The sequence below is a fragment of the Streptomyces sp. NPDC042638 genome (genome assembly GCF_040647235.1).
GTDB lineage: Bacteria > Actinomycetota > Actinomycetes > Streptomycetales > Streptomycetaceae > Streptomyces > Streptomyces rameus.
In genome coordinates this window covers 91115-110709 of record NZ_JBEZBT010000022.1, presented here as the reverse complement: position 1 = coordinate 110709, position 19595 = coordinate 91115, and the positions used below count along the sequence as shown (strand labels likewise).

Below are 19595 nucleotides of genomic sequence, written 5' to 3'. Positions count from 1 at the left end.
GTCACAGGTTCCGGTCCAGGATGCCGGACTGGGCGATGAGATAGCCGAGCTGGGCGCGGCTGCCGCTGCCGAGGGCCTGGGCGAGTTTGGCGATGTGGGCGCGGCAGGTACGGACGTTCATGCCCAGGCGCCGGGCGATCGCCTCGTCCACATGGCCTTCCACGAGCAGCTTCGCGATGGAGTGCTGGATCTCGGTGATGCCGTCGGGGGCGGTCTCGTAGGGCGCGCCGGCGCTCAGCGGGACCGCGCGGTCCCACATGAACTCGAACACCTTGATGAGGTAGCCCACGAGGCCCGGTTGACGGATCTCCAGGGCGACCTTCTGGTCGTCCCGGGTCGGGATGAAGGCGACGGTCTGGTCGCAGATGATGAGCCGCTCGACCAGCCCGTCGATGGTGCGCTGCTCCACCTTGCCGTCGGAGAGCCGGGAGGCGTAGTCCAGCCGTTCGGAGCTGTACCGGGCGGTGTGCGGGTAGAGGGTTCTGATGCGCACCCCGCGCTCGATCAGCGGCCGGTCGCGGCCCAGCCCCTGTTTGAGGCTGTGCTCGGGCCGGTGGCCGCTCGGCTGGACGGTGAGCATCTCGGTCTGGCACTGGGACGTGGCCAGGTTGAGCGCCGCGTTGATCCGCTCGCTGCCCTCCCACACGGTGATCGAGTCGCTGGTGGTCGACATCTGGGCGCCGAGCGCCATGAAGGGGGCGAAGACGTCGGACAGCTGGATCGACTGCCGTCTGCGCTCGGTGATCTCGTGCTCGATGGGATTGAGCCGCTGGGCGAGGGCGACGGCCGGCGGCACCGGGCGCAGCAGGTCCGGGTCGTCGGGGTCGGGATGGAGGAGGGCGAACTCCATGAGGCAGGGTGCCGACGCCACGTCGTCCCGAGCGATTCGCCCGGTACGCAGGGCGGCGGCATAAAGTTGGCCGCCTTCTTCGCACATCTCGGTCACCGCATGGGGATGTGTCGCCTTAGTCTGATTCACTACCAAATCTCCACCCCCCAGGGTCCTGAACATGCAGGAACATGATGCACCGATCGTGTGGCAATGATGTGCCCGAATGAGCCATCGTCGTACTCGACGGGGGAAGAGGGGACCTTCAAGTGAGGACGAAGCCGACTATGCGTAACAGATTGCTTCGCTCGGTGCTTGTCGCCACCTTCGCCGCCGTCGCGACCGTCGGGGTTCTCGCTGGAGGGTCCGGCGGCAGGGGTGATGACGCGGGCGACAGTGTCTGGCCGCTCGCCCCGAAGGGGCATGTGGTGGCGGACAGCGTCTGGCCGGCCGTAGCGGCAGCGAAGTCGACGGCCAGTGTGGCGGGGAGCTGATGTGACGACTCCACCCGACGACCGTTCCTTCCGTCGCGAGATGGCCACGGCCTATCGCTCCGGCTGGCACTTCATCGACCTGGTCACCGCCATCCCCCACAGCGGTGACTCGCTGATGGTGACCGTGTTCGGTGAACCGGTCGTCGTCACACGGGACGAGGACGGCGACGTGCGGGCGTACCGGTGCCTGCGCAAGCCGCGTGGCGCGCCGCAGCCGGTGCGATGTGCCATCCGGTACGGAATGATCTTTGTGAACCTTGACCAGCGGGACCACCGGCTGTGCGAGCCGGAGGAGTCCGACCTCACGACCATCTCGGCCACCCCCCGCAGTGCCTGAAGCGATTCCCCCGTCGTAACACATCGCTCAGGTGCTTCCCCCCGCAGCGGCGTCACCGTGACCTGAACACGGTGACGCCGCTGTAGTTTTGCGGGGACATTTCCCGCTATGGGGCCGTGGGCACGGTGGCTGAAACTCTTCACAGGTGTCCCAGCGCCCGCTCGACCTCGATCTCGATCACCACGCGTGCCGGATTCGGGCGGGGTGTCCGTTCGTAGCGCTCGGCGTAGCGCCGTTCCGCCTCCGTCACCCGTTCCGGCTCGGTCCGCACGCGCGCCCGTCCCTCCAGCGTCGCCCAGCGCCGGCCGGCCACCTGGCACACCGCGACCCGGGCGCCCTCGGGGCCGGCCGCGCGCACGTGCCCGGCCTTCGCGCTCGTGCCGCTGGTGATCACCCGGGCCAGCCGGGCCTCGGGGTCGTACGTCACCCCCACCGGCACCACGTGCGGGCTGCCGTCGGGACGCAGGGTCGTCAGGGTGCACAGGTGCCGTTCGCGCCAGAAGGCGAGGTACGGCTCGTCGGGGGAAGTCGGGTCCACGGAGTGCCTTGTCATGGGCGCAACCTAGCCGTGGAACGCCCGCCGAGCACTCCCCTTCCCATCTTGAGTTGGATAGACTCAACTTTGTGTACGCTGGTTAAGTCAGCAGTGGAGCGCGGTCGAGGAGGAGAACGGACAACGTGGACGCCGAGCTGACCAACAGGAGCCGGGACGCCATCAACGCGGCGAGCAATCGCGCGCTGACCGAGGGGCACCCGGACCTCACCCCCGCTCACCTGCTGCTGGCTCTGCTCCAGGGGCAGGAGAACGAGAACATCACCGATCTGCTCGCCGCGGTCGAAGCCGACCAGGCGGCCGTACGCGCGGGCGCGGAGCGGATCCTGGGCTCGCTGCCCAGCGTGGCCGGGTCCACCGTGGCGCCCCCGCAGCCCAACCGTGAGCTGCTGTCCGTGATCGCGGACGCCGGTGAGCGCGCGAAGGACCTCGGGGACGACTACCTGTCCACCGAGCACCTGCTGATCGGCATCGCCGCGAAGGGCGGCGCCGCCGCCGACCTGCTCAAGGAGCAGGGCGCCCAGGCGAAGAAGCTGCTGGAGGCCTTCCGGAAGGCCAGGGGAGGACGCCGCGTGACCACCGCCGATCCCGAAGGCCAGTACAAGGCCCTGGAGAAGTTCGGCACCGACTTCACCGCCGCCGCCCGCGAGGGCCGGCTGGACCCGGTCATCGGACGGGACCAGGAGATCCGGCGGGTCGTCCAGGTGCTGAGCCGGAGGACGAAGAACAACCCCGTGCTCATCGGCGAGCCGGGCGTCGGCAAGACCGCCGTCGTGGAGGGGCTCGCCCAGCGGATCGTCAAGGGGGACGTGCCCGAGTCGCTGAAGGACAAGCGGCTCGTCGCGCTCGACCTCGGCGCGATGGTCGCCGGTGCCAAGTACCGCGGCGAGTTCGAGGAACGCCTGAAGGCCGTCCTGGCCGAGATCAAGGACAGCGACGGTCAGATCATCACCTTCATCGACGAGCTGCACACCGTGGTGGGCGCGGGCGCCGGCGGTGACTCCGCCATGGACGCGGGCAACATGCTCAAGCCCATGCTCGCCCGCGGTGAGCTGCGCATGGTGGGCGCCACCACCCTGGACGAGTACCGGGAGCGGATCGAGAAGGACCCCGCCCTGGAGCGCCGCTTCCAGCAGGTGCTGGTCGCCGAGCCGAGCGTCGAGGACACCATCGCCATCCTGCGCGGTCTGAAGGGGCGGTACGAGGCGCACCACAAGGTGCAGATCGCGGACAGCGCGCTGGTGGCCGCCGCCACCCTCTCCGACCGGTACATCACCTCCCGCTTCCTGCCGGACAAGGCCATCGACCTGGTGGACGAGGCCGCCTCCCGGCTGCGCATGGAGATCGACTCGTCCCCCGTCGAGATCGACGAACTCCAGCGCGCCGTCGACCGGCTGAGGATGGAGGAGCTGGCGATCGGCAAGGAGACCGATCCGGCCTCCCTCGCCCGCCTGGAGAAGCTGCGCCGCGACCTCGCCGACAAGGAGGAGGAGCTGCGCGGCCTCACCGCCCGCTGGGAGAAGGAGAAGCAGTCCCTCAACCGGGTCGGTGAGCTGAAGGAGAAGCTCGACGACCTGCGCGGCCAGGCCGAACGGGCCCAGCGCGACGGCGACTTCGACACCGCCGCCAAGCTGCTCTACGGCGAGATCCCGGAGCTGGAGAAGGAGCTGGAGGCCGCCTCCGAGGCCGAGGAGGAGGTCGCCAGGGACACCATGGTCAAGGAGGAGGTCGGCTCCGACGACATCGCCGACGTCGTCGCCGCCTGGACCGGCATCCCGGCCGGCCGCCTGATGGAGGGCGAGACGCAGAAGCTGCTGCGGATGGAGGACGAGATCGGCCGCCGGCTCATCGGGCAGGGCGAGGCGGTCCGGGCGGTCAGCGACGCCGTACGCCGCTCCCGCGCGGGCATCGCCGACCCCGACCGCCCGACCGGCTCCTTCCTCTTCCTCGGCCCCACCGGTGTCGGCAAGACCGAACTCGCCAAGGCGCTCGCGGACTTCCTCTTCGACGACGAGCGGGCCATGGTCCGCATCGACATGTCGGAGTACGGCGAGAAGCACAGCGTGGCCCGGCTGGTCGGCGCGCCTCCCGGCTACGTCGGCTACGAGGAGGGCGGCCAGCTGACGGAGGCGGTGCGGCGCCGTCCGTACAGCGTCGTCCTGCTGGACGAGGTGGAGAAGGCCCACCCCGAGGTCTTCGACATCCTGCTCCAGGTGCTGGACGACGGCCGCCTGACGGACGGACAGGGCCGCACGGTCGACTTCCGCAACACCATCCTGGTGCTCACCTCCAACCTGGGCAGCCAGTTCCTGATCGACCCGATCACCAGCGAGGCGGAGAAGAAGGAACAGGTGCTGGAGGTCGTCCGGTCCTCCTTCAAGCCGGAGTTCCTCAACCGGCTCGACGACCTGGTGGTCTTCTCCGCGCTGACCAAGCCGGAGCTGGAGCGGATCGCGCAGCTCCAGATCGACCGCCTGGCCAAGCGGCTCGCCGAGCGGCGCCTCAGCCTGGAGATCACCCAGGAGGCGCTGGCCTGGCTCGCCGAGGAGGGCCTGGACCCGGCCTACGGCGCCCGGCCGCTGCGCCGCCTCGTCCAGACCGCCATCGGCGACCGGCTCGCCAAGGAGATCCTGTCCGGCGAGATCAAGGACGGCGACACCGTGCGCGTGGACCGCTCCGGCGAGGGCCTGCTGGTCGGCCCGGCGACGGGCAAGACGCTGTAGCCGGGACGGTTCCGGCCGCCGGCACGGTACGGCCCCCGCCACGACCACCGCGCGGTGGCCGGCGCGGGGGCCGCCGGCGTTCCGGAACCCCCCGGCGGCCGGCTCAGACGCTGGTCATAGCGATGTACAGCTCCCGGAAAAACCACACCGAGAAGGCCAGGCAACCCCACCACAGGGCCCACAGGGCCCAGCGCACCGCTCTCGGCACACCTGTTGCGCTCACCGCGTAATTCCGCCTTCCGCGCCGCCCCTGTGCCGCCACGCCGGCCCCCCTTCGCCCGCCCCCTGCACCCGTCCAGCCGGATCATGTCAGCCACAGGCCGACAGGGCCCCGTCGGGGCTTGCCACCCCCCTCCCCGCATGGGGGAGGATGGCTGCATCCGCATGAAGGGAAAAACACGGTGAGCATCGACCCGTCCTCGATTCCGAATTTCGGGGGCCAGCCCGAACCGCAGCCCCAAGGACCGGCGGGCCCCGTCCTCCCGGATCAGGACCTGGTGAAGCAGCTTCTCGACCAGATGGAGCTGAAGTACGTCGTCGACGAGGAGGGTGACCTCGCCGCGCCGTGGGAGCAGTTCCGCACCTACTTCATGTTCCGCGGTGAGGAGGAGCAGGCGATCTTTTCGGTGCGGACGTTCTACGACCGCCCCCACAAGATCGACGAGAAGCCGCAGCTGCTGGAGTCCCTCGACGACTGGAACCGCCGCACCCTGTGGCCCAAGGTGTACACCCACACCCACGACGACGGCACCGTCCGCCTGATCGGCGAGGCCCAGATGCTGATCGGCACGGGCGTCGACATCAACCACTTCGTCTCCTCCACGGTCAGCTGGGTGCGGGCCGCGATCGAGTTCGACAAGTGGCTGGTCGAGCAGCTCGGCCTGGAGGAGGAGGTCAACGACTCCGACGAGCCCGAGGGCGACGAGGAGTAGGCGGTCCCGGCCGGTCCGGGGGCTCGGCGCCCCCGGACCGCACCCGCACGTGCGCCGCTCTCACATGCCCCGCAGCCGCTCCGCGGCCTCGCGGAGGACCTCTTCCCGCTTGCAGAAGGCGAACCGCACGAACGGCGCCCCCGCCTCCCGGTCGTCGTAGAAGACCGCGTTGGGGATGGCCACCACGCCCGCCCGCTCGGGCAGGGCGCGGCAGAAGGCGAAGCCGTCCTTCTCCCCCAGGGGACGGATGTCGGTGGTGATGAAGTACGTGCCGGCCGGCCGGAACACCTCGAAGCCAGCGGCCGTCAGCCCCTCCGCCAGGATGTCCCGGCGCTCCCGCATGCTCCGGCGGAACTCCTCGAAGTAGGCGTCGGGCAGGGCGAGGGCCTCGGCCACCGCGTACTGGAACGGGCCCGAGGAGACGTACGTCAGGAACTGCTTGACCGCGCGGACCGCGCGGACCAGGTCCGGCGACCCGGTCACCCAGCCGACCTTCCAGCCCGTGAACGAGAACGTCTTCCCCGCCGACCCGATGCTCACCGTGCGCTCGCGCATCCCCGGGAACGCGGCCAGCGGCAGGTGTCCGGCGTCGTCGAAGACGAGGTGTTCGTAGACCTCGTCGGTCACCACCAGCAGATCCCGCTCGACCGCCAGTTCGGCGATCGCGGTCAGCTCCGCGCGCGTGAGGACCGTACCGGTCGGATTGTGCGGAGTGTTGACCAGCAGCAGCCGGGTGCGGTCGGTGACCGCCGCGCGCAGCTCGTCCAGGTCCAGGCGGAAGCTTCCCTCGTGCGGCCTGAGGGTCACCGGCACCCGCCTGCCGCCGGCCATCGCGATGCTCGCCGCGTACGAGTCGTAGTAGGGCTCCAGTGCCACCACCTCGTCGCCCGGCTCGACCAGCGCCAGCAACGAGGCCGCGATCGCCTCCGTCGCGCCCGCCGTGACCAGCACTTCGCTGTCGGGGTCGTAGACCAGACCGTAGCGGCGCTGCTGGTGCGCGGCGATCGCGGTACGCAGCTCGGGGATGCCGGGGCCCGGCGGGTACTGGTTGCCGCGGCCGTCGCGCAGGGCCCGCACGGCGGCCTCCCGGATCTCCTCGGGGCCGTCGGTGTCGGGGAAGCCCTGGCCCAGGTTGATCGACCCGGTCGAGACGGCGAGCGCCGACATCTCGGCGAAGATCGTCGTGCCGAATTCGGCGAGCCTGCGGTTGAGATGAGGACGTGCGCTGGAGGTCATGCCGGCCATCCTGCGCTCAAGCTCTGGAGTTCCTCAACTCTGCTTTGGGCGTCGTGCCGGCCGGGCATCCCCCCGGCACCGCGCGGGACGCGGTGAAGGCGAGGGGCCCACGGGGGGCCGCTTCGGGGGAACGGAAGGAGGGTGACGCCATGAGTGACAACGTGATCGAAGGCATCATCCTGGCGGTGGTCGTGGTCGTGGTCGTGGTCGTGGTCGTGGTCATGGTCATCTCGGCGAGCCAGGCCCGCCGGAACCGGCGCACCAGGGTGTCGCTCGGCAAGAGCTGCGGGCGAAGGGGGTCCTCCCGCCGGTCGTCGTCCTCGTCCCACGCGGGCGAGGCGGGCGCGAGCAGCTGGTGGGTCGGTGGCGGTGACTCCGGCTCGTCGGGGGGACACGGCGGGCACCACGGGGGCCACGGGGGCCACTCGTGCGGTGGCTCCTCCTCCTGCGGTGGCTCCTCGTCGTGCGGCGGGGGATCGTCGTGCGGCGGGGGTTCCTCGTGCGGCGGCGGGGGCGGATGCGGGGGAGGCAGCTGACACGGGGCAGCTGAGCTTCCGGAACAGGGGGATCCGTATCCGGGCCGCCGCACGGGGCGGGCGCCCGCCGGGCAGGACATCCGGCGGGCGCTCGCCGCGTCCGGATCCGCGCTCGGCGTACGCCATGGTTGAACAGTTGAACTGTGCAGCCCTCTGAGGGATGGAAACCGCACGAACTTGGGTAAAAACGCTGTGGTGTCGCCCCCGTTCATGATTCCCTCTACATCGCCAACGCAGCCCCTCGGACGTCCCCACTGACTCCCCACCCCGGCCGGGCCGGCTGGGCTGACATGGCCGAACTCCCCCTCCTTGCGTGTTAGCGGAGCCGATCCATGCTCACGACCCTGAACACCTCCTACACCGATACGCGCGCTGCCGACCTCGCCTGGGCCCTGGGTCGCGAACCGCTGCCCGCCCTGGCCACCCTCGACCTCGAACTCGCGGACGCCAAACTCCAGTTGCGCCTGCTCGGGGCCTCCCACCAGGTGCTCCTGGAGGAGGAGCGGGGCCGCTGCTCGGAGACGGTCGCCTGCATCCCCGGATCCAGCACACCGCTGCCCCTGGGCGTCGCCAAACGCGTCGACGACTGGGAGTACGAGTTCGCCGCCCGCGTGGAGGTGCTCACCCCCGGATCGTTCGCCGGCCGCGCCCAGGAGTTGCTGGCCCTCGTCTCCGACCATCCGCACGGCCTCGCCGGTGTCTTCCCCGGCAGCCCGCACGCCTTCACGGCGATGCTGGCCCAGCGGCACGAGGGGCAGGTGCACTGGCGGACCTGGCACGCCTACCCGCAGGACGGGCAGTTGGTGGCCACCCGGACCCGGGTCGGGGTGCGGGCGCAGGTGGCCCAGACCGGCTGATCACCGTGCGGTCGGCATAAACCCGCCCTGTGTCAACTGCCCCCGTTTCCACACGTGTGGGTGACGAAGCGTCCCGAGTGCGTGACGTAACGTCGCAGCGTGATCGAACCGCACGCCCCCGCGCCCCCGGGCGCCCCGCCCACCTGGACAGGGCCCGCCCGGCTGCCCGTCCGGCCCGGCACCGGGCGGTTCCTGGTCCTCGTGTGCGTCTTCGTCTGCGCGGCCTGCGGACTCGTGTACGAGCTCGAACTGGTCGCCTTCGCCTCGTACTTGATCGGCGACTCGGTCACCCAGGCGTCCGTGGTGCTGTCCGTGATGGTGTTCGCGATGGGGATCGGCTCCCTCGGCGCCAAGCGGCTGCGCTGGCACGCCGCCGCCGGCTTCGGGGCGGTGGAGTCGGCCATCGCGCTGGTCGGCGGATGCAGCGCGATGGCGCTGTACGCCGTGTTCGCCTGGACCGCCGGCTGGGGCGGCCTGTGGGCCGACGGGCCGCGCTGCCTCCTGGTCGCCTTCTCCCTCGCCATCGGCCTGCTCATCGGCGCCGAGGTCCCGCTGCTGATGGAGCTGATCCAGCGCATCCGCCGGCAGGACGCGGGCGGCGCGGTGGCCGACCTGTTCGCCGCGGACTACGTGGGCGCCCTGGTCGGCGGCCTCGCCTTTCCCTTCCTCCTGCTGCCGTTCCTGGGCCAGCTGACCGGAGCGCTGCTGACCGGCGCGGTCAACGTGATCGCGGGCAGTGCCCTGGTCCTCGGTCTCTTCCGCCGCGACCTCGGCCGCCGCGCCCGCTGGACGCTCCTGCTCGCCGGGCTCGTCGTCCTGGCAGTCCTCGGCTCCGCCGCCGCGCTCGCCGGCGACTTCGAACGGGCCGCGCGCCGCGCCGTGTACGGCGGGGACGTCCGGGTGGCCGTGCGGACCGGCGTACAGGAGGTCGTGCTGGCGGGCGGCACCCACGGCCGCCCCCTCCACCTCTTCCTCGACGGCCGGCTCCGGGCCGGCGGCGGGGACGAACACCGGTACGACGAGGCCCTGGTGGACCCGGCCCTGGCCGGCCCGCACGCGCGTGTCCTGATCCTCGGCGGCGGTGACGGCCTGGCCGCCCGCGAGGTGCTGCGCCACCGCGGGGTGCGCCGCGTCGACGTCGTCGACCTCGACCCGGGCCTGGTCGTCCTCGCCCGCCGGGACCCCGGCCTGGCCGCCGCCAACGGGCACGCCCTCACCGACCGGCGGGTCCACGTCGACACCGCCGACGCGCTCGCCTGGCTGCGGGCGGTGCGGGGGCCGGCGTACGACGTCGTGATCGCCGACCTGCCCGACCCCGGGATCACCGCCAGCACCAAGCTGTACTCCCAGGAGTTCTACGGCCTGGCCCGCCGGGCGCTGACCGCGGACGGCCGCCTGGTGGTGCACGCCGGGCCCGTGACCAGCCGTCCCCGCGCCTTCTGGACCGTCGCCGCGACCCTGCGCACGGCCGGCTTCGCCGTCTCCCCCTACCGGGTGGCCGGCCACGACTCCGGCTTCGCGGCCGGCCCCGACCGCCCGCCGGGCGCCTCCCGGGCACCGCACGACTGGGGCTTCCTGCTGGCGGCCCCGGGCCGCACCCCGCCACCCCTGCGGCTCGGCGCCGACCGGCCCCGGACTCTGACGCGGGCCGGGCTGGTGGCGGACGGGCAGGCGGCGCGGCGGACCCGGATCGCCGGGTTGCCCGCGTCGACGCTGGTGCATCCGCGCTACTGAGCGCTTGTCGCCTTCACGGCAGGGTGAGTTCCGGTCATGACTGGGTAGGCTCAGCGGACATGGAGCACCAGGTCTTCGTCCCGGTCCCCGCCCAGAGGCTCGGCGCCGCGCTGGCCGACCCCGTACGCGTCGCCCGGGCGGTCCCCGGACTGCAGCAGGACGCGGGTGCCGAACCGGTCGCCGGACGGCTCAAGCTGCGCGTCGGCGGCCACTCCGTCACCTACCGGGGCGCCCTGCGGGTGACGGCCCGGGAGGACGGCACGTACGCCGTGGAGGGCGACGCCACCGAGGCCCGCGGGAGCGGCTCGGTCAAGCTCGCCCTGACCCTGCGCCTCACGGACACCGACGGCGGCTGCACGGTCACGGTCGAGGGCACGGCCGCCGCGGACGGACGGATCACCGAACTGCCGGCGGACGCGGTGTCCTCGGCGGCGACCAGGCTGCTGAACCGCTGCGTGGAGGGCCTGGCGGCGGAGCGGGACGAACGGCGGCCCGAGCCGGACGAGGAGGGGCACGGCGCCGCGGACACCGGGCCGGCCCGGTCTTCCGTCTTCGACACCGAGGTGCCCCCGCCCTCCCTGGACGCCGACACCGGCAGCGACGCCGACACCGGCAGCGACGCCGACAGCGGCGTCGAGTACCCCGACCGGTTCTCCGGGGACTTCGCGGACACCGGCGAACCGCCCGCCGAGGCCGCGCACGCGCGCCGGACGATGATCGGCCGCAGTGCCGAGGAGGTCGACCACGCCCCGCCGCGGGGCCGGTACGCCCCGGTGCCCCCGCCCCAGACGATGACGGCGACGTCGGCACTGCGCTGGGCGGCGCCCGCGGCGGCGCTGGCCGTGGCGTCGGCGATCGTCGTGTCCAGGGCACTGCGCAGACGCCGCTGAGCGCAGGCGCCCTTCGCAAGGCGCGGGCGACCGCGACGCGACCGCGGCAGCCGCCCCGGCCGGTCCCCGCAGTACTGTCGTCCCGTGCTGAGTAACGAAGACATCACGCTGACAGCAGGCGACGCGGAGGTCCGCGTCAGCCCCGGCAACGGCGGCCGTATCAGCGGCCTGAAGGTCGACTCCCTGGAACTGCTGAGGCAGGGACAGCGCTACGGCTGTTTCCCGATGGTGCCCTGGTGCGGCCGGATCCGGGACGGCCGCTTCCTGGACGGCGGTACGGTCCGCCAGATGCCGCTCAACTCCCCGCCGCACGCCATCCACGGCACCGCCCGCGACGGCGACTGGCGCACCGCGCGCGTCTCCGCGAACGAGGCGGTGATCACGCACGAGCTGACCGACCCCTGGCCGCATCCCGGCCGGGTCACCCAGGTCGTCACGCTCGCCGAGGACGCCCTGACCCTGACGATGTCCGTGGAGACGTACGACGACTCCTTCCCGGCGCAGCTCGGCTGGCACCCCTGGTTCAACCGCGACCTCGGCGGCTCGGGCGCCCAGCTCGACTTCAAGCCCGCCTGGCAGGAGGAGCGCGGCGACGACCACCTGCCCACCGGCAACCGGATCGACCCGAAGCCGGGCCCCTGGGACGACTGCTTCGGCATGCCCGGCGGCGTCGACGTCACCCTCACCTGGCCCGGCCGGCTCGAACTGAAGGTGACCAGCCGCGAGGAGTGGGTGGTGGTCTACGACGAGCAGGCGGAGGCCGTCTGCGTGGAGCCGCAGACCGGGCCGCCCAACGGTCTGAACACCCTCCCGCGCCTGGTCACCCCGCTGGAACCGCTGGAGGCCACGACCACCTGGAGCTGGCGGCGGCTCTAAGCTGGTCGGCATGACGGACGAACGTGGCGCGCTGCTTCAGCAGATCAAGGACAAGGCCGTGGTGCACGGCAAGGTGACCCTCTCCTCCGGTCTGGAGGCCGACTACTACGTCGACCTGCGCCGCATCACCCTCGACGGCGAGGCCGCCCCGCTGGTCGGCCAGGTGCTGCTGGACCTGACCGCGGACCTGGAGTTCGACGCCGTCGGCGGGCTCACCATGGGCGCCGACCCGGTCGCCGCCGCCATGCTGCACGCCGCCGCCGCGCGCGGGCGGAAGCTGGACGCCTTCGTCGTCCGCAAGGCCGCCAAGGCGCACGGGCTGCAGCGGCGCGTCGAGGGCCCGGACATCGCGGGCCGCCGGGTCCTGGTGGTGGAGGACACCTCCACCACCGGCGGCTCCCCGCTGACCGCGGTGGAGGCCGTGCGCGAGGCCGGGGCCGAGGTCGTCGCCGTCGCGACCATCGTGGACCGGGCGACCGGCGCCGCCGAGAAGATCGAGGCCGGCGCGGGTGTCCCCTACCGCTTCGCCTTCTCGAAGGATGAACTGGGTCTGGACTGACACGCTCCTTTGACCTGGACTTGGCGGGGGCGTGGACCAGCGCCCCGTGTCTGGAAAGATGGGGGCGACGATGACGTCACCCCCAAGGTCTAGGTCAGGGCCGTAACGCAGCACGCCGACCCGCACACTCAAGGAGCGGACAGATGCCCATCGCAACCCCTGAGGTCTACAACGAGATGCTCGACCGGGCGAAGGCAGGCAAGTTCGCCTACCCGGCCATCAACGTCACCTCGAGCCAGACCCTGAACGCGGCGCTGCGCGGCTTCGCGGAGGCGGAGAGCGACGGCATCGTCCAGATCTCGACCGGCGGTGCCGAGTTCCTCGGCGGCCAGTACAGCAAGGACATGGTGACCGGCGCGGTCGCGCTCGCCGAGTTCGCGCACATCATCGCCGAGAAGTACCCGGTCAACATCGCGCTGCACACGGACCACTGCCCGAAGGACAAGCTCGACGGGTACGTACGTCCGCTGCTCGCGCTCTCCAAGAAGCGCGTCGAGGCCGGTCTCGGCCCGCTGTTCCAGTCGCACATGTGGGACGGCTCGGCCGAGACGCTCGCCGACAACCTGGCGATCGCGCAGGAGCTGCTGGAGCAGGCCCGCGCCGCGCAGATCATCCTCGAGGTGGAGATCACCCCGACCGGTGGCGAGGAGGACGGCGTCTCCCACGAGATCAACGACTCCCTCTACACCACGGTCGACGACGCGATCCGCACCGCCGAGGCCCTCGGCCTGGGCGAGAAGGGCCGCTACCTGCTCGCCGCCTCCTTCGGCAACGTGCACGGCGTGTACAAGCCGGGCAACGTCGTACTGCGTCCCGAGCTGCTGAAGGAGCTGAACGAGGGCGTCGCCGCCCGGTTCGGCAAGGAGTCCCCGTTCGACTTCGTCTTCCACGGCGGCTCCGGCTCCTCCGAGGAGGAGATCCGGACCGCGCTGGAGAACGGCGTCGTGAAGATGAACCTCGACACCGACACCCAGTACGCCTTCACCCGTCCGGTCGCCGGTCACATGTTCGCGAACTACGACGGCGTCCTGAAGGTCGACGGCGAGGTCGGCAACAAGAAGGCCTACGACCCGCGCACCTGGGGCAAGCTGGCCGAGGCGAGCATGGCCGCGCGTGTCGTCGAGGCCACGCAGCACCTGCGCTCGGCGGGCAACAAGATCAAGTAAGCGGTACCCCTCGGCGGGCCCGGTGGCTGTCCAAGCCGCCGGGCCCGCTGTATACCTGGGGGCATGCCCGATGTCCGGCTGGCCTCGCCCCAGGGCAAGTGGATCCTGCTCACCACGATCCTCGGCTCCAGCATGGCGCTGCTGGACTCCACCGTCGTCAACGTCGCCCTGCCGCGCATCGGCCGCGACCTGGACGCGAACCTCGCCGCGCTGCAGTGGACGGTCAACGCGTACATGGTCACGCTGGCCGGTCTCATCCTGCTGGGCGGCTCGCTCGGGGACCGGTTCGGCCGCCGGAAGGTCTTCCTGCTGGGCGTCGTGTGGTTCGCCGCCGCCTCCCTGCTGTGCGGCCTCTCGCCGAACCCGCCCGTACTGATCGCCGCCCGTGCCTTGCAGGGCGTCGGCGGTGCCCTCCTCACCCCCGGCTCGCTCGCGCTCATCCAGGCGTCCTTCCACCCCGACGACCGCAGCCGGGCGGTCGGCCTGTGGTCCGGCTTCGGCGGAATCGGCGCCGCCGTCGGCCCGTTCCTGGGCGGCTGGCTGGTGGCCGGCCCCGGCTGGCGCTGGGTGTTCCTGCTCAACGTGCCGCTGGCGCTGCTGTGCGTGCCGGTCGCGCTCCGGCACGTGCCGGAGTCGGGCGACGACCGGGCCCACGGCCGCTTCGACATCCTCGGCGCCGCGCTGGGCGCCCTGGCCCTCGCCCTCGTGACGTACGCGCTCATCGAGGCCAGGGCCGGTTCCCTGGCGGTCGCCCTGACCGCGGTGGCGGGCCTCGCGGCGGCGGTGGCCTTCGTGTACGTCGAGCGGCACCGCGCCGAGCCGATGCTCCCGCCGGGCATCTTCGCCTCGCGCCAGTTCACGGCGGTCAATCTCGTCACCCTGTGCGTCTACGCGGCCTTCGGGGGCTTCTTCTTCCTCACCGCGCTCCAGCTGCAGGTGGTGGCGGGCTACTCGCCGCTCGCCGCCGGTACGGCCCTGCTCCCCACCACGGCCCTGATGCTGCTGTTCTCGTCCCGCTCGGGCGCCCTGGCGGACCGTACGGGCCCGCGCCTGCCGCTGACGGTGGGCCCGCTGCTGTGCGCGGCGGCGATGCTGCTGATGCTGCGGGTGGGACAGGACGCGCACTACCTCACCGACGTGCTTCCCGCGCTGCTCGTGATGGGCGCCGGCATGGTCACCCTGGTCGCCCCGCTGACCGCCACGGTCCTCGCCTCCGTCGACACCGCCCGGGCGGGCCTGGCCAGCGGCATCAACAACGCGGCGGCCCGGGCCGCCGGCCTGGTGGCGGTGGCGGCACTGCCGCTGCTGGCGGGGATGGGGCCGGAGGCGTACCGGTCGGCCACGGCGTTCGACGCGGCGTTCGACCGGGCCATGCCGATCTGCGCCGGGGTGCTGGTGCTGGGCTCGGTACTGGCTTTCACGCTGGTCCGCCGGCCCGGTCCGGAGTGCTGCCGCCCGCAGTGCCGCACCCACGGCAACGTGACCGCGCCGCCGCTGGAGGGCGGGCGCCGGCGGTAGCGGGGGCCGTGCCGGGTCCGGGCCGGGTGATCCACCCCGCGCCTCGGCCGTCCGGCTGCCGGTGCGCCAGACTGAACCCATGACGATTCACGAGAACCTCCTCGGCGGTCCGCCCCCGACCCACCTCCCCGACGAGCCGGAGCCCCGCGAGCTGCTCGCCCAGGGCACCGCGCCGGCGGACGTCGCCGCCAAGTGCCCCACCTCCTCCCTCGCCTGGGCCCAGCTGGCCGACGAGGCGTTCGAGCGGGGCTCGGTCGTGGAGTCGTACGCCTATGCCCGTACGGGCTACCACCGGGGCCTGGACGCCCTGCGCCGCAACGGCTGGAAGGGCCACGGCCCGGTGCCGTGGGAGCACGAGCCGAACCGCGGTTTCCTGCGCGCCCTGCACGCCCTCGCCCGCGCCGCGCAGGCGATCGGCGAGCAGGAGGAGTACGAGCGCTGCTCGCAGTTCCTGAAGGACTCCTCCCCGGCGGCCGCCCAGACCCTGGGCTGACCCGCGGGGGAAGCACCGGGGTGACCGGCGGGCCCGTCCGGCTGCGGACGGGCCCGCCGGTGTCACGCACATCGCCGAGGACCGTCGCCGCCTGGGGAGGGGGATTTCCGTGCCGGCGCCGCGAAGCGATACCTCCCGCGGGGCGGGCGCGCCACGGCTGTGGGGGCTGTCACGGGACTTCTGGCTGCTGTGGATCGCGGCAGCGGTCTCCGGGCTCGGTGACGGACTGGAACTGAGCGCCTTCCCCCTGCTGGCCACGTACTGGACCCGGGACCCGGTGCTGGTCTCGGCGGCCGCCGCCGCGGCACAGGCGCCCTGGCTGTTCCTCGGGCTGCCGGCGGGCGGGCTGGTCGACCGCTGGGACCGCAAGGCCGTGCTGCTGGCCGCCGACGGCTGCCGCGCGCTGCTCGTGGCGGCCCTGGCGGTGGCGGTGGCGCTCGACGCGGGGAGCATCTGGCTGCTGCTGGTCGTCCTCTTCGCGCTGGGAACGGCTCAGATCTTCTTCGACACCGCCGTGCAGGCGGTGATCCCCGCCGTGGCCGGCGCCGCCTCGCTGGTCCGGGCCAACAGCCTCCTCCAGGGCAGCTCGACCGTGCTCGTCCAGTTCGCGGGGCCGGCCGCGGGTGCCGCCCTGTTCGCGGTCGCCCACTGGCTGCCCGCCGGCATCGACGCCGTCAGCTACCTGCTGGGAGTCGCCCTGCTGGCCGGGCTCCGGGGCCGCTTCCGCCCGGCGCGGCCGTCCGGGCCGTGCGGTCCGTCCGGGCCGGGGAAGACGGCGTCCTCGCGGCACGGCGTCGCCGGGGGGCTGCGCTGGCTGCGCGGCGACCCGGTGGTCCGCGTACTGGCGCTGGCGACGGTCCTGCTGGGCATGGGCAGCGCCGCCGCCTGGGGCGTCATGGTCCTGTTCGCCCGGCAGCAGTGGCACCTCGGGGGCGCGGGCTACGGGCTGCTTCTGACGGCGAGTGCCGTGGGCAGTGTCGTCGGCTCGTCGGCCGCCGCCCCGCTGGCCCGCCGGCTGCCCTTTCGGCTGCTGCTGGCCGGTTCCGCCGCCGGTTCGGCGACGGCCTTCGGTCTGCTCACGCTCGCCCCCTCGGCCGCGTTCGCCGCGGCCCTGCTGGCCGTCAACGGACTGATGGTGGTGGTGTGGAACGTGGTCACGGTCTCCGAACGGCAGGCCCGCATCCCGGACGCGCTCACCGGCCGGGTGACAGCCGCCTACCGGGTCCTGGCCTGGGGCAGCATGCCGCTCGGGGGTCTCCTGGGCGGTGCGCTGGCCTCCGCCCTCGGCCTGTACACGGCCGTTCTGGCGGCGGCCCTGCTGCTGGCCCTGGCCGCCCTGCTGGTCGGCGTCGGCCGCGCCCCCCTCGGCCGCGCCCCCCTCGGCGACGGCCGCATCCCGGCCGCACGAGCCGGGTAGCTGCGCAGATCTGTGCTGATCTGTGTGGATGCACCCCCTTCTTCACCGCAACGGCCCGCCCGCCGACGGGCGGGCCTTGCCGTATCCGGGGGCATTGCGGAGGATGCGGGGTGGGGACCGGGGCCCCCGTGCCGGCATCGGCAGGGGCGGACCGCTACCCGGAGCAACATCAGGAGACAGCGATGTCCCAACAGGCTCACCTCCCTTCCGAGGCCGCTGAGCCCGAGACCCCGAACCTGGACTTCGCGGGGACGACGCCGTACGAGGACTATGTGAAGGCGGACGTACTCACCCATCTCCAGCACACCCTCTCCGACGACCCCGGAGAGATGGTCTTCCTGGTGACCACCCAGGTCATGGAGCTGTGGTTCACGGTGATCGTGCACGAGTGGGAGACGGCCGCCAAGGCGCTGCGCTCGGAGGACGTGCCGACCGCGGTCGCCGCGCTGAAGCGGTCCGTGCGGGAACTGGAGGCCCTGAACGCCTCCTGGAAGCCGCTCGGCCAGCTGACCCCGGCACAGTTCAACTCCTACCGGAGCGCGCTCGGCGAGGGTTCCGGCTTCCAGTCGGCGATGTACCGGCGCCTGGAGTTCCTGCTCGGCGACAAGTCCGCGTCCATGCTCGTACCGCACCGGGGCGCCCCGCGCGTCCACGCGGAACTGGAGAAGGCACTGCACGAGCCGAGCCTGTACGACGAGGTGGTACGGCTCCTCGCCCGCCGCGGCCACGACATCCCCGCGTCCGTGCTGCACCGGGACGTCTCCCGGCGGTACGAGCCGGCGGAGGCGGTGGAGGCCGCCTGGACGGCTGTGTACGCGGGTGACGGGAGCGACGAACTCGCCCGGCTGGGCGAGGCGTTGACGGACGTGGCCGAGCTGGTGTGGCGCTGGCGCAACGACCACCTGGTCGCCACCCGGCGCGCGATGGGCGCCAAGGCGGGCACGGGCGGCTCCGCCGGTGTGGCCTGGCTGGAGAAGCGTGCCCGCAAGAACGTGTTCCCGGAGCTGTGGACGGCGAGGTCCCATGTCTGAGCTGGCCCTGCGAGCCGGGAAACTGGACGCGGCGGACGACCTGGCGGCCCTGCGGGAGCGCTTCGTCCTGGACACCGGCTCCGGTCACGAGGCCGACGCCGCCGGGGTCTATCTGGACGGCAACTCCCTGGGCGCCCTGCCCGCGAACGTCCCCGACCGGGTGGCGGACGTCGTCCGTCGCCAGTGGGGCGAACTGCGCATCCGCTCCTGGGACGAGAGCGGCTGGTGGACGGCGCCCGAGCGGATCGGCGACCGGATCGCCCCGCTGGTGGGCGCCGCCCCCGGCCGGATCGTCGTCGGCGACTCGACGAGCGTCAACGTCTTCAAGGCGCTGGTCGCGGCGGTGCGCATGGCGGGCGAGGGCCGCGACGAACTCCTGGTGGACGCGACGACCTTCCCCACGGACGGCTACATCGCCGAGTCCGCGGCCCGGCTCACCGGCCGCACCCTGCGGGCGGTGACCCCGGCCGAGGTGCCGGGGGCGCTCAGCGAGCGCACGGCCGCGGTGCTGCTCAACCACGTCGACTACCGCACCGGCCGGCTGCACGACCTCCCGGGCCTCACCGCCGCGGTCCACGCCCACGGCGCCCTCGCGGTCTGGGACCTGTGCCACAGCGCGGGCGCGCTGCCGGTGGGCCTGGACGAGCACGGCGTCGACCTCGCGGTCGGCTGCACGTACAAGTACCTGAACGGCGGGCCGGGTTCGCCGGCCTACCTGTACGTGCGCGGCGAGTTGCAGGACCGCTTCGACTCCCCGCTGCCGGGCTGGAACTCCCACGCCGAGCCCTTCGGCATGGACCCCGTCTACACCCCGGCACCCGGCGCCCCGCGCGGCCGGGTCGGCACGCCGGACATCCTGTCCCTGCTGGCCCTGGAGGCGGCACTGGAGGTCTGGGACGGCGTGTCCATCGACGCCGTACGGGCCAAGTCCCTCGCCCTGACGGACTTCTTCCTGGAGTGCGTCGGGGCGTACACGGAGCCGGGCCGGGTGGAGTGCCTGACCCCCGGACGGCACGAGGAGCGGGGCAGCCAGATCGCCCTGCGCTGCCCGGACGCGGGCGAGGTGATGAAGCGGCTGATCGCCCGGGGCGTGGTGGGCGACTTCCGCCGTCCCGACGTCCTGCGCTTCGGCTTCACCCCGCTGTACGTGGGCTTCCGCGACGTGGAGCGGGCGGCCCGGGTACTGGGGGAGGAACTGCTCTAGCCGGAGCGGGGCCGAGGCGGTCCGGCGGGCCCGTGCCCGATGCGCCCCGGCCCCGCGCCGGTCCCCGGTGGCCCCACTGCACCGTGTGACCCTCACCGTGCGTGACATCCCGGTATCCCCGCACGTCACCGGCCTGGTACCGTCCCGGCCGACGGCCGAGTCGTCACCTGGTCCGCCACACCCTCCCCCAGGGCCGACAGCCTGGGAGGT

At 72.6% G+C, this 19595-nt stretch carries 18 protein-coding genes; 15 read left to right on the top strand and 3 right to left on the bottom strand.

All coding sequences use genetic code 11. The features are described from left to right. Position 1: 1 nt before the first annotated feature. Positions 2-1012, bottom strand: a complete 1011-nt coding sequence (locus AB0B40_RS19760; protein ID WP_345055105.1) for a helix-turn-helix transcriptional regulator — start codon at positions 1010-1012, stop codon at positions 2-4. Positions 1013-1324: 312 nt separating this feature from the next. On the opposite strand from AB0B40_RS19760, the gene AB0B40_RS19755 reads away from it, so the two are divergent. Continuing rightward, entirely contained in the window at positions 1325-1660 is a 336-nt protein-coding gene (locus AB0B40_RS19755) for a hypothetical protein (protein WP_345055102.1), read from the top strand. A 139-nt stretch (positions 1661-1799) separates the two neighbouring features. Here the strand turns inward: AB0B40_RS19755 and AB0B40_RS19750 are convergent, their stop codons facing one another. Continuing rightward, a complete protein-coding gene (locus AB0B40_RS19750) occupies positions 1800-2213 on the bottom strand; it encodes a TIGR03618 family F420-dependent PPOX class oxidoreductase (protein WP_345055099.1) in 414 nt (137 codons plus the stop codon). A gap of 125 nt (positions 2214-2338) precedes the next feature. Between AB0B40_RS19750 and clpB the strand changes: the two genes are divergently transcribed. Together clpB and AB0B40_RS19740 are read left to right on the top strand one after the other, a co-directional pair. After that, positions 2339-4936, top strand: a complete 2598-nt coding sequence (gene clpB, locus AB0B40_RS19745; RefSeq protein ID WP_345055097.1) for an ATP-dependent chaperone ClpB — start codon at positions 2339-2341, stop codon at positions 4934-4936. 401 nt (positions 4937-5337) lie between these two features. Next, positions 5338-5868 carry a YbjN domain-containing protein gene (locus tag AB0B40_RS19740; protein WP_345055094.1) on the top strand — a complete coding sequence of 177 codons (531 nt, stop codon included), beginning with the start codon at positions 5338-5340 and terminating at the stop codon, positions 5866-5868. Between the two features lie 60 nt (positions 5869-5928). Here AB0B40_RS19740 and AB0B40_RS19735 read toward each other — a convergent pair whose 3' ends face one another. Further along, positions 5929-7113: a pyridoxal phosphate-dependent aminotransferase gene (locus tag AB0B40_RS19735; protein ID WP_345055092.1), complete on the bottom strand. Its 1185-nt coding sequence runs from the start codon at positions 7111-7113 to the stop codon at positions 5929-5931. Between the two features lie 140 nt (positions 7114-7253). Between AB0B40_RS19735 and AB0B40_RS19730 the strand changes: the two genes are divergently transcribed. The 12 genes from AB0B40_RS19730 to kynU all read left to right on the top strand — a co-directional run bounded on the left by AB0B40_RS19730 (position 7254) and on the right by kynU (position 19385). Then, on the top strand, positions 7254-7640 hold the full coding sequence (locus AB0B40_RS19730) for a hypothetical protein (RefSeq protein WP_362264722.1): 387 nt from the start codon (positions 7254-7256) through the stop codon (positions 7638-7640). A 332-nt stretch (positions 7641-7972) separates the two neighbouring features. Continuing rightward, positions 7973-8497, top strand: a complete 525-nt coding sequence (locus tag AB0B40_RS19725; RefSeq protein ID WP_345055087.1) for a DUF2617 family protein — start codon at positions 7973-7975, stop codon at positions 8495-8497. Between the two features lie 99 nt (positions 8498-8596). Continuing rightward, on the top strand, positions 8597-10231 hold the full coding sequence (locus tag AB0B40_RS19720) for a polyamine aminopropyltransferase (protein WP_362264720.1): 1635 nt from the start codon (positions 8597-8599) through the stop codon (positions 10229-10231). Between the two features lie 59 nt (positions 10232-10290). Next, positions 10291-11121 carry an SRPBCC family protein gene (locus tag AB0B40_RS19715; RefSeq protein ID WP_345055082.1) on the top strand — a complete coding sequence of 277 codons (831 nt, stop codon included), beginning with the start codon at positions 10291-10293 and terminating at the stop codon, positions 11119-11121. 87 nt (positions 11122-11208) lie between these two features. Then, the gene (locus AB0B40_RS19710; RefSeq protein WP_345055130.1) at positions 11209-11997 is read left to right on the top strand and encodes an aldose 1-epimerase; all 789 of its coding nucleotides are present in this window, start codon (positions 11209-11211) and stop codon (positions 11995-11997) included. 10 nt (positions 11998-12007) lie between these two features. Continuing rightward, positions 12008-12556, top strand: a complete 549-nt coding sequence (gene pyrE, locus AB0B40_RS19705; protein WP_345055080.1) for an orotate phosphoribosyltransferase — start codon at positions 12008-12010, stop codon at positions 12554-12556. 143 nt (positions 12557-12699) lie between these two features. Next, positions 12700-13722 (top strand): class II fructose-bisphosphate aldolase, encoded by a 1023-nt coding sequence (gene fbaA, locus AB0B40_RS19700; RefSeq protein ID WP_345055077.1) that lies wholly within the window; start codon positions 12700-12702, stop codon positions 13720-13722. Positions 13723-13785: 63 nt separating this feature from the next. Beyond that, a complete protein-coding gene (locus tag AB0B40_RS19695; protein ID WP_345055074.1) occupies positions 13786-15240 on the top strand; it encodes an MFS transporter in 1455 nt (484 codons plus the stop codon). Between the two features lie 79 nt (positions 15241-15319). After that, positions 15320-15733: a DUF3151 domain-containing protein gene (locus tag AB0B40_RS19690; RefSeq protein ID WP_345055072.1), complete on the top strand. Its 414-nt coding sequence runs from the start codon at positions 15320-15322 to the stop codon at positions 15731-15733. Positions 15734-15842: 109 nt separating this feature from the next. Continuing rightward, positions 15843-17150 (top strand): MFS transporter, encoded by a 1308-nt coding sequence (locus AB0B40_RS19685; protein WP_345055069.1) that lies wholly within the window; start codon positions 15843-15845, stop codon positions 17148-17150. A gap of 182 nt (positions 17151-17332) precedes the next feature. Then, positions 17333-18181 (top strand): tryptophan 2,3-dioxygenase family protein, encoded by an 849-nt coding sequence (locus tag AB0B40_RS19680; protein ID WP_345055067.1) that lies wholly within the window; start codon positions 17333-17335, stop codon positions 18179-18181. Further along, the gene (kynU, locus tag AB0B40_RS19675) at positions 18174-19385 is read left to right on the top strand and encodes a kynureninase (protein ID WP_345055064.1); all 1212 of its coding nucleotides are present in this window, start codon (positions 18174-18176) and stop codon (positions 19383-19385) included. Before AB0B40_RS19680 ends, kynU begins: the two co-directional genes overlap by 8 nt. The last annotated feature ends 210 nt before the right edge of the window (positions 19386-19595 follow it).